We start from the raw sequence: 13,004 nt of genomic DNA, 5'->3' as shown, positions 1-13,004 counted from the left end.
GCGCAACTCTATTGTATAGGTTGAAACGCTTTCTTAAAGTTGCGTCCCGATGCCTGCGCCTGTCTGCCGGCAGCGGTTCATCACTTACACGGAGACAAACCCATGGCCTTCTCTCGACGCTTTTCCCTGACCGCATCCCTGGGTGCGACGTTTCTTGGCCTGCTCGCGGCCGCCGTGCCCGCGACCGGCGCAATGGCGCAGACCGCCTACCCGGCCAAGCCCATCCGCCTGATCGTGCCCTTCCCCCCGGGGGGCGGCACGGACATGATCGCGCGCACGGTGGCGCAAAAGCTCACCGACCAGAATCGCTGGACCATCGTCGTGGACAACCGCCCCGGCGCCGGCGGCAATCTGGGCGTGGACGCGGCGGCCAAGGCAGCCCCCGATGGCTACACCCTGGTCGTGGGCCAGACCAGCAACCTGGCGATCAACCCCTCGCTCTACCCCAAGCTGCCCTACAACCCGCTGAAGGACCTGGTGCCGGTGGCGCTGCTGTCGTCCTCGCCCATCGTCATGGCCGCGCCGGCGGGCTCGCCCTACAAGAGCTTTGCCGACGTCGTGGCCGCCGCCAAGGCCAACCCCGACGGCATCACGCTGGGCTATTCCGGCAACGGCACGGTGGCCCACCTGTCGGGCGAGTTGGTCGAGAACGCCGCCGGCATCCAGCTGCGCCATGTGCCCTACAAGGGCGCGGCCCAGGCCATGACGGACCTGGTGGGCGGCCAGATCGACCTGTACATGTCCTCCGTTCCCACGCTGCTGGGCCAGGTGCGCAACGGCAAGCTGCGCGCCATCGTGCTGACCTCGGCCAAGCGCTCGGATCAGCTGCCCGGCACCCCCACGCTGGAGGAATCGGGTTACAAGGGTTTCGAGTCCGTCACCTGGTTCGGCCTGCTGGCGCCTGCCGGTACCCCTGCGGCCATCGTGCAGCAGTTGAACAAGGCCATCAACCTGGCGCTGCAGCAACCCGACGTGGCCGAGAAGCTGCGCTCAGAGGGTGGCGAGGTGCTGGGCGGCAGCACCGAGAAGTTCGACCAGCTGCTGCGCGCCGAACTGCCGCGCTGGGCCAAGACCGTCAAGGCCTCGGGCGTTAGCTTGGACTGAAGCGCTCATTTCCTGATCCGTTCCATGCGGCACGGCCACCTGCATCCTGCGTGGTGGCGGTTGTGTCGCACCGTTTTACCTTCACTGCCGAGATTTCCATGAACCAACTCCCCGAAGTGATCCGCACCATCGAGCGCGTCAGCCCCGACGTCGTGCAACAGGCCGCCACCTTCCAGGCCGCCATCCTCGCCGACGTGGCGGGCCGCCGCGGCACCATGCACGCCCGCGTGGCGCCGGTGCATGAACGCATGCGGCTCGCCGGCCCGGCCTTCACCGTCGAGGTGCGCCCCGGCGACAACCTGATGATCCACGCTGCCATCGCGCTGGCGCAGCCGGGCGACATCCTGGTGATCGACGGCAAGGGCGACCAGACGGCGGCCCTCATGGGCACGCTGATGCTCAGCGCCTGCAAGAAGCGCGGCCTGGCGGGCGTGATCGTGGACGGCTGCATCCGCGACAAGCTGGAACTGCTGGAGCTGGACTTCCCCGTCTTCAGCGCCGGCTTCAACCCGGCGGGGCCGACCAAGTTCGTGCCCGGCCGCGTGAACCACCCCATCGCCTGCGGCGGTGCCATGGTGCACCCCGGCGACCTGGTGGTGGGCGATGCCGATGGCGTAGTGGTGATCGAACGCGCCAAGGCGCCCGCCATGCTGGCCCTGGCCGTGAAGAAGGTGGCCGACGAGGCCGCGCGCATCGAATCAATAGCCCGCGGCGACACGGCTGCCAAGTGGCTGCCCGCCGCGCTGCGCGCCGCCGGCGTGCTGAAAGAAGGAGAAACGCTGTGAGCCGCGCCGCCATCCTCGTCACGGCGGCCGACCTCGCCCCGCAGGCGCTGGCGCTGCTCGTCGATTACGACATCGTCTATGCCGGCAAGACGCCCACGGAGGACGAAGTAGTCGCCCTGTGCCGCCGGCACAACCCCGTGGCCATCATCGTGCGCTACAGCAAGGTGGGCGCGGCGGCCATGGACGCGGCGCCGTCGCTCAAGGTGATCTCCAAGCATGGCAGCGGCACCGACACCATCGACAAGGCAGCGGCCCAGGCGCGCGGCATCGAGGTGGTGGCCGCCGTGGGCGCCAACGCCGCCGCCGTGGCCGAGCAGGCGCTGGCGCTGCTGCTGGCCTGCGCCAAATCGGTGCCGCAGCTCAACGAACGCATGCACGCCGGCCACTGGGACAAGGCCACGCACAAGAGCGTGGAACTCGGCGGCCGCACCATCGGCCTCGTCGGCCTGGGCGCCATCGGCCTGCGCTTCGCGAAGATGGCCGACGCCTTGGGCATGCGCGTGCTCGGCTTCGACCCGTTCGCCAAGAACCTGCCGGACTTCGTGCAGGCCGCCGACCTGGAAACCATCTGGCGCGAGAGCGACGCGATTTCGCTGCACTGCCCGTTGACCGATGACAACCGTGACCTGCTGGACGCCGACACGCTGGCGCGCTGCAAAAAGGGCGTGATCGTGGTGAACACCGCGCGCGGCGGCCTGATCGACGAGGCAGCACTGCTTGCCGCCGTGCACAGCGGCCAGGTGCGCATGGCCGGGCTGGACAGTTTCGCCGTCGAGCCCATGGCCGCAGGCCACCCGTTCCAGCACCAGAGCGGCTTCATCCTGAGCCCGCACATCGGTGGCGTGACCAGCGACGCCTACGTGAACATGGGCCTGGGTGCGGCGCGCAATGCGCTGGCGGTGCTGAACCGCACGGCCACGGCCTGATTCCAGCCCGTTTCAATTCCAAAGGAGACAACACGTCATGAACCGTCGCAATTTCAACGTGCTGGCCGCTGCGCTGGCGGCGTTCACCGCGATTCCCGCCACCGCACAATCGACCTGGCCGAACAAGCCGATCACGCTGGTGGTGCCCTACGCGCCGGGCGGAACGGCCGATGCCCTGGCCCGGGTGCTTGCCCAGCACCTGGGGACACGGCTCAAGGTGTCCGTCGTCGTTCTGAACAAGGCGGGCGCTAGCGGCGTCATCGGCGCGGCATCGGTGGCGCAGGCGCCTGCGGACGGCTACACGGTGCTGTACGACGCGACGCCGCTGTCCATCAACCCCCATCTGCAGAAGCTACCTTTCGATGCCGCCAAAGACCTGCAGCCGGTGGCGCTGGTGGGCGTGACGCCCATGCTGGTCGTGGTGCCCAAGAATTCGCCCTACAACACGCTGCAGGAGTTGATCGCGGCAGCCGCCAAGGCGTCCGGCAACCTGACCTTCTGCTCGGGCGGCCAGGGCACCGTGCAGTACATGGGCGCCGAGCTGTTCAACCAAGGCGTGGGCATCAAGATGCTGCACGTGCCGTATCGCGCTGGCGGACTGGCGCTGCAGGCGATTCTTGCGGGTGAAGTGGACATGGGTTTCTTCAACCTGCCGGCGCTCAGCAGCCACATCAAGGGCGGGGCGCTCAAGCCCCTGGCCATCACCTCGGCCAAGCGCAACCCCTTGTTCCCCAACGTTCCCACCATCAGCGAAGCCGGTGTGAAGAACTACGAGGTCTACGAGTGGAACGGCATGTTCGTGCCCAGCACCACGCCCGCTGAGATCGTGACGCGGCTCAACACCGCGGTGCGCGAAGTGCTGGCCATGCCCGAGGTCAAGGCCCGCTTCGACGCGCTGGGCTCAGAGATCGTGGGCTCGCAGCCGGATGAGTTCCGCAAGCGCCTCGCGGCGGAGTCCGCGCGGTGGGCCGAGACCATCAAGGCCGCAGGCATCAAGAAGGAGTAGGCGCGTTGGTGCGGCCTCCGCGCCCGCGCCCCCGCATGGATTGACTGCAAGGAGACTCAAAATGCTGAAGCAAAATCGGCTTCTGGCGCTTGCTGAAAAAGCGCTTACAGCTATTTTATTGGTAGCATCCGGCGCCTGCTTCGCGCAGGCGGGCTACCCCTCCAAGCCCGTGAAGCTGGTGGTGGGCTTCGCCGCCGGCGGCCCCACCGACGTGGTGGCCCGCGCCTTTGCCGACCATGCAGCCCGCGCGCTGGGCCAGCCCTTCGTGGTGGAGAACAAGCCCGGCGCCAACACGATCCTGGCCGCGCAGGCCGTGGCCAGCGCGCCGGCCGACGGCTACACGCTGCTGTTCGGCGCCACCAACCACACCATGATTCCCGCGCTCTACGGCACCAGGGTGAAGTTCGACGCGGTGAAGTCCTTCCAGCCGCTGTGCACCGTCGCTACCAGCCCGACGGTGTTGGTGGTGGGGCCGGGCATGCCGGTGAAATCGCTGGCCGACTACATGGCCCGCGCGCGTAAGGAGCCCCGCCGCACCACCGCGGGCACGGCGGGCGTGGGCAGCTCGGGGCACTTCGCCACCGAGATGTTTGCCCGTGCCAACGGCCTGCAGCTGAACCACGTGCCGTACAAGGGCGCCGCGCCCGTGGTCACGGACCTGATGGGCGGCCAGCTCGACAGCTCCTTCGCCACGCTGGGCTCGGTGCTGCCGCAACTGCGAGCGGGCAAGCTCGCGGCCCTGGCCGTGGCGTCGCCCAAGCGCTCGCCGCTGCTGCCCGGCGTGCCCACCTTCGCCGAAGCGGGCGGCGGCAACTATTCGGCCGACGCCTGGTACGGCGTGCTGGCCCCGGCCGGGCTGCCCCAGCCCATCGCGCAGCAACTGGAGAAGGCGGCGGGCGACTTCGCCGCCAGCACCGCCGCCGCCGAGAAGCTGCGCGGCCTGGGGCTGGATGCCGACTCCACCTGCGGCCTGGCGTTCGCGCAGCAGGTCGAGCGCGAAGTCGCCACCTATATGCAGATCGCCAGGGATCTGAACCTGAAGGCCGAATGAGCCCCACAAGGAGACAACACCCATGAACCGTATGAACTTCCCTCTGTGCGCCGCCCTGGCGCTGGCCTGCGCCGCCGCTGGCGTGCAGGCGCAAACGGCCTACCCGGACAAGCCCGTCAAGATCGTCGTGCCCTACCCACCCGGCGGCGCCGTGGACCAGGTGACGCGCCGCATCGCGCAAAAGCTGACCGAGCAGACCGGCCAGAGTTTCTTCGTCGAGAACAAGGCCGGCGCCACCGGCACCATTGGCGCCACGCAGGTGGCGCGCGCGCCCGGCGACGGCTACACGCTGATGGCGAACGACACCACGTACTCCATCCTGCCGCAGGTCTTCAAGAAGCTGCCGTGGGATTACGCGCACGACCTGGTGCCCGTGGCCGGCTTCAACTTCGCGCCCACGACAGTGGTGGTGGCCGCCAACTCGCCGTTCAAGACGCTGGGCGACATGGTGGCGTATTCGCAGGCCCACACAGGCAAGCTGAACTACGGCACCGGCGGCGCGGGCACCATGCCGCACTTCGCCACCGTGGCGCTGGAAGGCGTCAGCGGCCTGAGGGCCACCCATGTGCCGTTCAAGGGCGCGGGCGAGGCCACGCTGGCGCTGCTGAGCGGCACCATCGACTTCCAGATCGCCTCCACCCCCGGCGTCATGGGCCAGGTGCGCGGCGGCAAGGTGCGCCTGCTGGCGGTGAGCGGCGAGCAGCGCCTGAAGGCGCTGCCCGACGTGCCCACCTTCGCGCAGGCGGGTGCGCCCGACTACAAGGTCGTCAACTTTACTGGCCTGTGGGCGCCCAAGGGCACGCCCGAGGCGGTGCTGGAGACGCTGCGCAAGAACATCGCCAAGGCCATGGCCAGCGCCGACGTGCAGTCGTTCGCCAACGACCTGGGCGCGGTGCCCGGCGTGGTGAGCGGCCAGGCGTTCGCCGACAGGCTCAAGAGCGATGCTCAGCTGTGGGAGGCCGTGGCGGCCAAGGTCGGCATCGACAAGCAATGACTGCGCACACCGTGCCGCATTCCGTGGGCCTGAACCGGCCCGCGCGCCCGCTGCCGCCGTTGGCCTGCGACAGCCACATGCACATCTTCGATCCGCGTTTCGCACCGTCGCCGCACTGGAAGCGAACGCCGCCAGACGCGCCCGTGGCCGCCTACCGGCGGCTGCAGCAGCGACTGGGCACGCAGCGCACGGTGGTCGTCACGCCTTCTACCTACGGCACCGACAACGCCTGCACGCTCGATGCGCTGGACCAGCTGGGCGACGGCGCGCGCGGCGTGGCCGTGGTGGCGCAGGACGTGGGCGATGCCGAACTCGACCGCCTGCACGCGCGCCGCGTGCGCGGGCTGCGCGTGAACTTCGTCACGCCGCAATCCTGGGGCGAGACCACGCCGCAGATGCTGGCCACGCTGGCGCGCAAGGCCGCGCGCCTGCCGCTCTGGCACATCCAGGTCTTCATGCACCCGGAGCAGATCGTGGCCCTGGAAAGCGTGCTGGCCGCGCTGCCCGTGCCGCTGGTGATCGACCACCTGGGCCGCATCGATCCGGACGGGGGGCCGTCCGCCGACGGCTACGGCGCGCTGCGCCGGCTGCTGGACGGCGGTAACACCTGGGTCAAGCTCTCGGGCGCGTACATGCGCTCGACCGCGCCCGCATATGCGGATACGCTGGTGCTGGCTCAGGCGCTGGTGCGGGCCGCGCCCGAGCGTCTGGTGTGGGGCAGCGACTGGCCGCACACCACCGCGACGCCGGGCACGGTGAACGATGCCGACCTGGTGGACCTGCTGCGGGCCTGGGCCGGGTCGGACGCGGCCATGGACCGCATCCTCGTGGACAACCCGGCGCGGCTCTACGGCTTTTGAAAGGAATTTTTCATGTTTCTGCTGCAATCCCCCCAGGTGTGTGAATTGGAGCCGTTCACCTCCATGCCCGAGCCGCTGCGCCGCCGCGAGCGCAGCGACTGGGCCGATGCCAACCGCGGCGGCGTGGTGACGGACTCCTTCCTCGAAGGCCCGGTGTGGGGCGATGACGGCAACCTCTACGTGACCGACATCCCCTGGGGCCGCGTTTTCCGCATCGACCCGCAGGGCGCCTGGACGCTGGCGGCCGAATACGACGGCGAGCCCAACGGCATGAAGTTCCTCGATGCCGGCACGCTGCTCATCACCGACTACAAGAACGGCCTGATGCGCCTGGATCTGGCCAGCGGCCAGGTCAGCCCTTTTCTGGAGCGGCGCAACAGCGAACGCTTCAAGGGCGTGAACGACCTGGTGTTCGACAGCCAGGGCAACCTGTACTTCACCGACCAGGGGCAGACCGGGCTGCACGACCCCAGCGGGCGCCTGTACCGCCTGCGCACCAACGGCCAGCTCGACCTGTTGCTCACCAACGTGCCCAGTCCCAATGGCGTGGCGCTGTCGCCCGACGAGCGCGTGCTGTACCTGGCCGTGACGCGCGGCAACTGCGTATGGCGCGTGCCGCTGCTGCCCGACGGCAGCGTGGCCAAGGTGGGCCAGTTCTTCACCTCCTACGGCCCCAGCGGCCCCGACGGCCTGGCCGTGGACGCCGAGGGCCGCCTGCTCGTCGCCAATCCGGGCCTGGGCTATGTCTGGGTGCTCAACGACCGCGCGGAGCCGGTGCAGGTGATGCGCGGTCTGCCGGGCAGCTCCATCACCAACCTGGCCTTCGGCGGCGCGGACCGGGATCAGATCTACGTGACCGACTCCACGCATGGGCGCATCCTGCGCGCCACGCTGGGGGTGCCTGGCTTGCCCTTGCACCGGGCGGCGCGTCACTGAAATTCGGTGGCGGCGGAGTGCGGTAGAAAGCTTCCTATGCCGGTCACCCTGCCGGGCCTTATCACGAGGTAGCGCATGAATTTCTCTTTGCCCCCCGAACTGCGCGCATTGCGCGACAAAACCAGACAATTCGTCGCCGAACAGGTGATTCCGCTGGAAAACGACGAGCGCCAGTCGCACCACGGCCCCAGCGAGGCGCTGCGCAACGAGCTGGTGGCGCGCGGCAGGGCGGCGGGGCTGCTCACGCCGCACGCGTCGCCCGAGATGGGCGGCCTGGGCCTGAGCCATGTGGAAAAGGCCGTAGTGTTCGAGGAGGCCGGCTACTCCTGGCTCGGCCCGACGGCGCTCAACATCCACGCACCCGACGAGGGCAACATCCATTTGATGGAGGCGGTGGCGACGCCCGTGCAAAAAGAGCGCTGGCTGCGCCCGCAGGTGGCAGGCGCGACACGCTCCTGCTTTGCCATGACCGAGCCCGCGCCCGGCGCCGGGGCTGATCCGTCGATGCTGGCGACCACGGCACGGCGCGACGGCGACGACTACGTCATCAACGGCCGCAAGTGGTTCATCACCGGCGCCGAGGGCGCGCACTACGCCATCATCATGGCGCGCATGGAGGACGGCTCGGCGACCATGTTTTTGTCCGACATGGACCGGCCCGGCATCACCCTGGAGCGCAACATGGACGCCATGGACAGCTGCTTTGCCGGCGGCCACGGCGTGCTGCGCTTTGACGATCTGCGTGTGCCGGCAACGGATGTGCTGGGCGAGGTCGGCCAGGGCTTTCGCTACGCCCAGGTGCGCCTGGCCCCCGCGCGCCTGACGCACTGCATGCGCTGGCTGGGCCAGGCCCGGCGTGCGCACGACCAGGCCCTGGCCTACGCGCGCCGGCGCCAGGCCTTCGGCCGGCCGCTGGCCGAGCACGAGGGGGTGGGCTTCATGCTGGCCGACAACGACATGGATCTGCACACCGCGCGCCTGCATATCTGGCACACGGCCTGGCTGCTGGATCAGGGCGAGAAATGCAACTTTGAATCCAGCCGCGCCAAGGTCGTGTGCTCCGAGGCCGAGTGGCGCGTGGTGGACCGCAGCGTGCAGATCCTGGGCGGCCAGGGCGTGACCGGCGAGACGCCGGTGATGCGCATCTTTACCGACATGCGCGCCTTTCGCATCTACGACGGCCCGAGCGAGGTGCACCGCTGGAGCATGGCCCGCAAGCTGGTGCACATGGCCGAGCGCGCCGAGGCCGAGCTGCTGCGCGAGGGTGGGTTGTGAGCCGGCCGGGCGCCATCGGCTCGGGATGGCGCCTCGACACGCTATAATAAATATAGCTGTTGGCGCTTATTTGGCGGCCGCACGGGCCGCTTCGGCCTTTGCTTTGGCTTCATCGGCCTTGCGCTGCAGCTCCTGGGCCTCCTTCTCTGCCGCCTGTGCCTGGGCTTCGGCCTCCTTGGCCTTGGCGTCCTTGTCCGAAGGCAGGGCGCCGGCCAGCGCATTGCCGGCCATGGTGCCGGCCACGGCGCCCACGGCGGCCGCGCCCATGGTGCCCATCAGGCCGGGGCCGCGGGCGGTCGGGGCGGCAGCTGGCGCTGCGGGTGCTGCTGCTGCCGGGGTTGCGGGTGCCGTGGGCGCCGGGCTGGCCTTGGGGGCAACCGGCGCCGCCGGGGCGGGTGCGGTCTTGGCCAGGCTGCTGCGCTGCATCGGCTTGCCGCCGCCCAGGCGCTTGGCATGGGCCAGCGAGGGGGCGGCCAGGGCGGCTGCGGTCAGGGCGATCACGGTAGCGGTGGAGCGAAAAGAAGCGTTCATGGAGTTTTCCTGAGAAGAATGGCAAGGGTGGGGGAGAGGCGGCTTAATCGAAGATCTCGCTGAGCCAGGACTTGTGCTTGCGCTGCTGGCCGTGCGAGCCGTGGTGGCGAAAGTCCGAGTCCTCGAAGTCGGGCCGGTGCGTGGGGCGCTGGTAGGCTGGCTGCGGCGCCGCTGCCGGGCTGGCGTGGGCGCTGCGCTCGATCAGCTTGTCCAGCTCGCCACGGTCCAGCCAGACGCCACGGCATTGCGTGCAGTAGTCGATCTCCACGCCCTGGCGCTCGGCCATGACCAGGGTGACGTCGTTGCACTGGGGGCATTTCATAGGCTTTTCCTTGTGATCAGTCGTTGCTGCCAAAGCCGAACAGGCTCAGCAGGCTGGTGAACAGGTTGAACAGCGACACGAACAGGCCCACCGTGGCCAGCACGTAGTTGGTCTCGCCGCCGTTCACGATGCGGCTGGTCTCGAACAAAATCATGCCGGCCGACAGCAGTGCCACCATGGCCGAGACGGCCAGCGACAGCGCCGGCAGCTGCAGAAACACGGCGCCCAGGCCGGCCAGCAGGGCAATCACCATGCCGGCGAAGAGAAAGCCGCCCATGAAGCTGAAGTCGCGCCGCGAGGCCAGCACCCAGGCCGACAGGGCCAGAAAGGTCGCGCCCGTCGCGCCCAGGGCCAGCGCAATCGTCTGCGCGCCGCCGGGCAGCGCCAGATGTTTGGCCAGCACCGGGCCCAGGGTGTAGCCCATGAAGCCCGTCAGGGCGAACACCACGGGAATCGCCCAGCCGCTGTGCTGCAGCTTGTGCACGAGAAACAGCAGGCCAAAGTAGCCGACCAGGGTGATGACCAGGCCGGCCGGCGGCGCCTGCAGCGCCACCGCCAGCCCCGCAATGGCCGCGCTGAACAGCAGCGTCATGGACAGCAGGGCATAGGTGTTGCGCAGCACCCGGTGCCGGGCAATGCTGGCGCCCCAGCCGGTGCTGGCGCTGGGTGTTGAGAGAGCAAGAGGTCGGTTCATGGTGAATCCCGGGTAACGGAGAAGGGCGCCAGAATAGGGTGTTGATACCTTGCGAAAAAGCAGACAATCAGTGATTGAAAATCCTGTAAAAACTGAATATGAGCCTGGCCTTCAACTACCGCCATCTGTACTACTTCTGGGTGGTCGCCAAGGAGGGCGGCATGTCGCGCGCCGCCACGCGCCTGGACATGGCCATCCAGACGGTGAGCGCCCAGGTGCGCGAGTTGGAGCGTGATCTGGGCTGCCAGCTGCTCAAGCCCGCCGGCCGTGGCCTGGCACTGACCGAGGCCGGGGTGGTGGCGCTGCAGCAGGCCGAGCAGATCTTCCAGCTCGGTGAATCGCTGCCGGAGCTGGTGCGCGGCGCAGCCCAGGTGCAGGCCGTGCGCCTGACGGTGGGGATTGCCGACGGCCTGCCCAAGCTGGTGGTGCAGCGCCTGCTGCAGCCGGTGCTGGCCACGCCCGGCCTGCGGCTGGTGTGTCACGAGGGCGAGATGGCGGACCTGCTGGCCGACCTGGCGCTGCACCGGATGGACGTGGTGCTGTCCGACCACCCGGCGCCCTTCAACCCGCACCTGAAGGTGCACAACCACCCCCTGGGTGCATCGGCCATGGGCTGGTACGCGGCGCCGTACTGGTGGGAGCAGGCGCAGGACGGGTTTCCGGCCTCGCTCAACCGGGTGCCGGTGCTGCTGCCCACCACCCATTCCACGGTGCGCCGCCCGCTCGACCAGTGGCTGATCCAGCACCGGCTGCGCCCGCGCGTGGTCGGCGAGTTTGAAGACAGCGCCCTGCTGGAGACCTTTGGCGGCAGCGGCCTGGGGGTGTTCCCGGCCGCGCTGTCGGTGCAGGACGATTTGCTGCAGCGCCACCAGGCCCGGCTGCTCGGCCCCTGCGAGGGGGTGGAAGACCACTACTACGCCATCAGCACCGAGCGCCGCGTCAAGCACCCGGTGGTGCAGCAGCTGCTGGCCCGGGGCTGAGCCGCGCGCCGGCTCGATGCGTCACAAGACCAGGTCGTAGCCGACGGTGATCGGCGCATGGTCGCTGAATTTCTCGCCCTTGTAGATCGCCTCGCTGCGCGCCAGTTCGGCAAGCTGCGGCGTGGCCAGGTGGTAGTCCAGCCGCCACCCCACATTGTTCGCATAGGCCTGGCCGCGGTTGCTCCACCATGTGTAGCAGGCGTCGGTGGTCTCGGGCTGCAGGCGGCGGTACACGTCCACCAGGCCGCCATCGGGTTCGGCGCCCAGCAGCTTCGTCATCCAGGCGCGCTCCTCGGGCAGGAAGCCGCTGTTCTTCTGGTTGCTGCGCCAGTTCTTCAGGTCCGCCTGCTGGTGCGCGATGTTGATGTCGCCGCAGAGGATGAACTCGCGTTCGGCCTTGAGCCGCATCAGGTGCGGGTGGAATTCATCGAGGAAGCGGAACTTGGCCTGCTGGCGCTCCTCGCCAGAGCTGCCGCTGGGGAAGTAGGCGCTGATCAGCGACAGCCGGCGCCCGGGCCGGTCAAAGCGCAGCTCCACATAGCGGCCTTCGGCGTCGAATTCGTCGGAGCCATAGCCGATGATCACGTCGCTGGGCGCGTGGCGTGTGTAGATGCCCACGCCGGAGTAGCCTTTTTTCTCGGCAAAATGAAAATGGCCCGAGAGCCCCGCCAGCTCTTCAAAGCGCCCCTGCATGTCGGCGGACTGGGCCTTGAGCTCCTGCACGCAAATACAATCCGGGCGGTTTTGCGCCATCCATTCCTCCACGCCCTTGGACGTGGCCGAGCGGATGCCGTTGAGGTTAAGACTGGTTAATTTGAACAAGGATGCATCCATGGTGACAGACAACGCGCCGGCGCCGTATCAGGACGTCCTGGCACAGGAATTCGTGCGTTTTGCGGTGGAATCCGGCGTGCTGCGCTTTGGTGAGTTCAAGACCAAGGCCGGGCGCATGAGTCCATATTTCTTCAACGCCGGCCTGTTTGACGATGGCGCCAAGCTCGGGCGCCTGGCGCAATTCTATGCACAGGCGCTGCTGGCCAGCGGCGTGGGGTTCGACATGGTCTTCGGCCCGGCCTACAAGGGCATCCCGCTGGCCGCCACGGTGGCCGTGGAGCTGGCGCGGCTGGGCAGGAACGTACCCTTTGCCTATAACCGCAAGGAGGCCAAGGACCATGGCGAGGGTGGCACCCTGGTGGGCGCGCCGCTGGCCGGCCGCGTGCTCATCATCGACGACGTGATGAGCGCCGGCACGGCCGCGCGAGAGTCCATCGCCCTGATCCAGGCCGCCGGCGCCACGCCACACGCCATGGCGATTGCGCTCGATCGCCAGGAGAAGGCCACCGAGAACGGCCAGGACGTGGAGCACAGCGCCGTGCAATATGTGCGCCGCGAGCTGGGTATGCAGGTTTGTGCCATCGCCAAGCTGGCCGACTTGCTGCAATACTTGGCGGCTGACGGTGGCGACGCGCAAATGCACGCCCACCACGAGCGCGTGTTGGCCTATCGCCAGCGCTATGGCGTCAATGACTGAGGCATGGGC

The 13,004-nt window shown here is 68.5% G+C and carries 15 protein-coding genes; 11 read left to right on the top strand and 4 right to left on the bottom strand.

The annotated features are described in order from the left end of the window. Window positions 1-102 precede the first annotated feature (102 nt). From P4826_RS11585 to P4826_RS11545, 9 genes are all read left to right on the top strand, one after another. Entirely contained in the window at window positions 103-1,104 is a 1,002-nt protein-coding gene (locus P4826_RS11585) for a Bug family tripartite tricarboxylate transporter substrate binding protein (RefSeq protein WP_317700543.1), read from the top strand. A gap of 98 nt (window positions 1,105-1,202) precedes the next feature. Continuing rightward, complete coding sequence (locus P4826_RS11580; protein ID WP_317700542.1) at window positions 1,203-1,889, top strand: RraA family protein; 687 nt, start codon at window positions 1,203-1,205, stop codon at window positions 1,887-1,889. Further along, window positions 1,886-2,815: an NAD(P)-dependent oxidoreductase gene (locus tag P4826_RS11575; protein ID WP_317700541.1), complete on the top strand. Its 930-nt coding sequence runs from the start codon at window positions 1,886-1,888 to the stop codon at window positions 2,813-2,815. Before P4826_RS11580 ends, P4826_RS11575 begins: the two co-directional genes overlap by 4 nt. Before the next feature lie 37 nt (window positions 2,816-2,852). Further along, window positions 2,853-3,821: a Bug family tripartite tricarboxylate transporter substrate binding protein gene (locus tag P4826_RS11570; RefSeq protein WP_317700540.1), complete on the top strand. Its 969-nt coding sequence runs from the start codon at window positions 2,853-2,855 to the stop codon at window positions 3,819-3,821. A 61-nt stretch (window positions 3,822-3,882) separates the two neighbouring features. Continuing rightward, entirely contained in the window at window positions 3,883-4,872 is a 990-nt protein-coding gene (locus P4826_RS11565; protein ID WP_317700539.1) for a Bug family tripartite tricarboxylate transporter substrate binding protein, read from the top strand. Window positions 4,873-4,894: 22 nt separating this feature from the next. Further along, window positions 4,895-5,866, top strand: coding sequence for a Bug family tripartite tricarboxylate transporter substrate binding protein (locus tag P4826_RS11560; RefSeq protein WP_317700538.1), 972 nt, complete (start codon window positions 4,895-4,897; stop codon window positions 5,864-5,866). Continuing rightward, entirely contained in the window at window positions 5,863-6,726 is an 864-nt protein-coding gene (locus P4826_RS11555) for an amidohydrolase family protein (RefSeq protein ID WP_317700537.1), read from the top strand. Before P4826_RS11560 ends, P4826_RS11555 begins: the two co-directional genes overlap by 4 nt. Window positions 6,727-6,738: 12 nt before the next feature. After that, on the top strand, window positions 6,739-7,662 hold the full coding sequence (locus P4826_RS11550) for an SMP-30/gluconolactonase/LRE family protein (RefSeq protein WP_317700536.1): 924 nt from the start codon (window positions 6,739-6,741) through the stop codon (window positions 7,660-7,662). A 75-nt stretch (window positions 7,663-7,737) separates the two neighbouring features. Continuing rightward, entirely contained in the window at window positions 7,738-8,937 is a 1,200-nt protein-coding gene (locus P4826_RS11545) for an acyl-CoA dehydrogenase family protein (protein WP_317700535.1), read from the top strand. A 66-nt stretch (window positions 8,938-9,003) separates the two neighbouring features. On the opposite strand, the gene P4826_RS11540 is transcribed toward P4826_RS11545, so the two are convergent. Genes P4826_RS11540 through P4826_RS11530 form a run of 3 tightly spaced genes read right to left on the bottom strand, consistent with a single transcriptional unit; the run spans window position 9,004 to window position 10,484 of the window. Further along, the gene (locus tag P4826_RS11540) at window positions 9,004-9,468 is read right to left on the bottom strand and encodes an ABC transporter substrate-binding protein (RefSeq protein ID WP_317700534.1); all 465 of its coding nucleotides are present in this window, start codon (window positions 9,466-9,468) and stop codon (window positions 9,004-9,006) included. Window positions 9,469-9,511: 43 nt separating this feature from the next. Continuing rightward, window positions 9,512-9,790: a TFIIB-type zinc ribbon-containing protein gene (locus P4826_RS11535; protein ID WP_317700533.1), complete on the bottom strand. Its 279-nt coding sequence runs from the start codon at window positions 9,788-9,790 to the stop codon at window positions 9,512-9,514. Between the two features lie 16 nt (window positions 9,791-9,806). After that, a complete protein-coding gene (locus P4826_RS11530; protein ID WP_317700532.1) occupies window positions 9,807-10,484 on the bottom strand; it encodes a Bax inhibitor-1/YccA family protein in 678 nt (225 codons plus the stop codon). Between the two features lie 98 nt (window positions 10,485-10,582). Between P4826_RS11530 and P4826_RS11525 the strand changes: the two genes are divergently transcribed. Further along, the gene (locus P4826_RS11525; protein ID WP_317700531.1) at window positions 10,583-11,464 is read left to right on the top strand and encodes a LysR family transcriptional regulator; all 882 of its coding nucleotides are present in this window, start codon (window positions 10,583-10,585) and stop codon (window positions 11,462-11,464) included. A gap of 21 nt (window positions 11,465-11,485) precedes the next feature. Here P4826_RS11525 and P4826_RS11520 read toward each other — a convergent pair whose 3' ends face one another. Further along, entirely contained in the window at window positions 11,486-12,286 is an 801-nt protein-coding gene (locus P4826_RS11520; protein ID WP_317703760.1) for an exodeoxyribonuclease III, read from the bottom strand. A 10-nt stretch (window positions 12,287-12,296) separates the two neighbouring features. Between P4826_RS11520 and pyrE the strand changes: the two genes are divergently transcribed. Beyond that, window positions 12,297-12,995 (top strand): orotate phosphoribosyltransferase, encoded by a 699-nt coding sequence (gene pyrE / locus P4826_RS11515; RefSeq protein WP_317700530.1) that lies wholly within the window; start codon window positions 12,297-12,299, stop codon window positions 12,993-12,995. Window positions 12,996-13,004 lie beyond the last annotated feature (9 nt).

The organism is Diaphorobacter limosus, assembly GCF_033100095.1.
Taxonomy (GTDB): domain Bacteria; phylum Pseudomonadota; class Gammaproteobacteria; order Burkholderiales; family Burkholderiaceae_C; genus Alicycliphilus; species Alicycliphilus limosus.
This window is presented reverse-complemented; position numbering and strand designations above follow the sequence as displayed.

What these genes read in the sequence shown, in the direction of transcription:
- P4826_RS11585 (WP_317700543.1), top strand. Translation starts at nt 103, where the DNA reads ATGGCCTTCTCTCGACGCTTTTCCCTGACCGCATCCCTGGGTGCGACG.
- P4826_RS11580 (WP_317700542.1), top strand. Translation starts at nt 1,203, where the DNA reads ATGAACCAACTCCCCGAAGTGATCCGCACCATCGAGCGCGTCAGCCCC.
- P4826_RS11570 (WP_317700540.1), top strand. Translation starts at nt 2,853, where the DNA reads ATGAACCGTCGCAATTTCAACGTGCTGGCCGCTGCGCTGGCGGCGTTC.
- P4826_RS11565 (WP_317700539.1), top strand. Translation starts at nt 3,883, where the DNA reads ATGCTGAAGCAAAATCGGCTTCTGGCGCTTGCTGAAAAAGCGCTTACA.
- P4826_RS11560 (WP_317700538.1), top strand. Translation starts at nt 4,895, where the DNA reads ATGAACCGTATGAACTTCCCTCTGTGCGCCGCCCTGGCGCTGGCCTGC.
- P4826_RS11555 (WP_317700537.1), top strand. Translation starts at nt 5,863, where the DNA reads ATGACTGCGCACACCGTGCCGCATTCCGTGGGCCTGAACCGGCCCGCG.
- P4826_RS11550 (WP_317700536.1), top strand. Translation starts at nt 6,739, where the DNA reads ATGTTTCTGCTGCAATCCCCCCAGGTGTGTGAATTGGAGCCGTTCACC.
- P4826_RS11545 (WP_317700535.1), top strand. Translation starts at nt 7,738, where the DNA reads ATGAATTTCTCTTTGCCCCCCGAACTGCGCGCATTGCGCGACAAAACC.
- P4826_RS11540 (WP_317700534.1), bottom strand. Translation starts at nt 9,468, where the DNA reads ATGAACGCTTCTTTTCGCTCCACCGCTACCGTGATCGCCCTGACCGCA.
- P4826_RS11535 (WP_317700533.1), bottom strand. Translation starts at nt 9,790, where the DNA reads ATGAAATGCCCCCAGTGCAACGACGTCACCCTGGTCATGGCCGAGCGC.
- P4826_RS11530 (WP_317700532.1), bottom strand. Translation starts at nt 10,484, where the DNA reads ATGAACCGACCTCTTGCTCTCTCAACACCCAGCGCCAGCACCGGCTGG.
- P4826_RS11525 (WP_317700531.1), top strand. Translation starts at nt 10,583, where the DNA reads ATGAGCCTGGCCTTCAACTACCGCCATCTGTACTACTTCTGGGTGGTC.
- pyrE (WP_317700530.1), top strand. Translation starts at nt 12,297, where the DNA reads ATGGTGACAGACAACGCGCCGGCGCCGTATCAGGACGTCCTGGCACAG.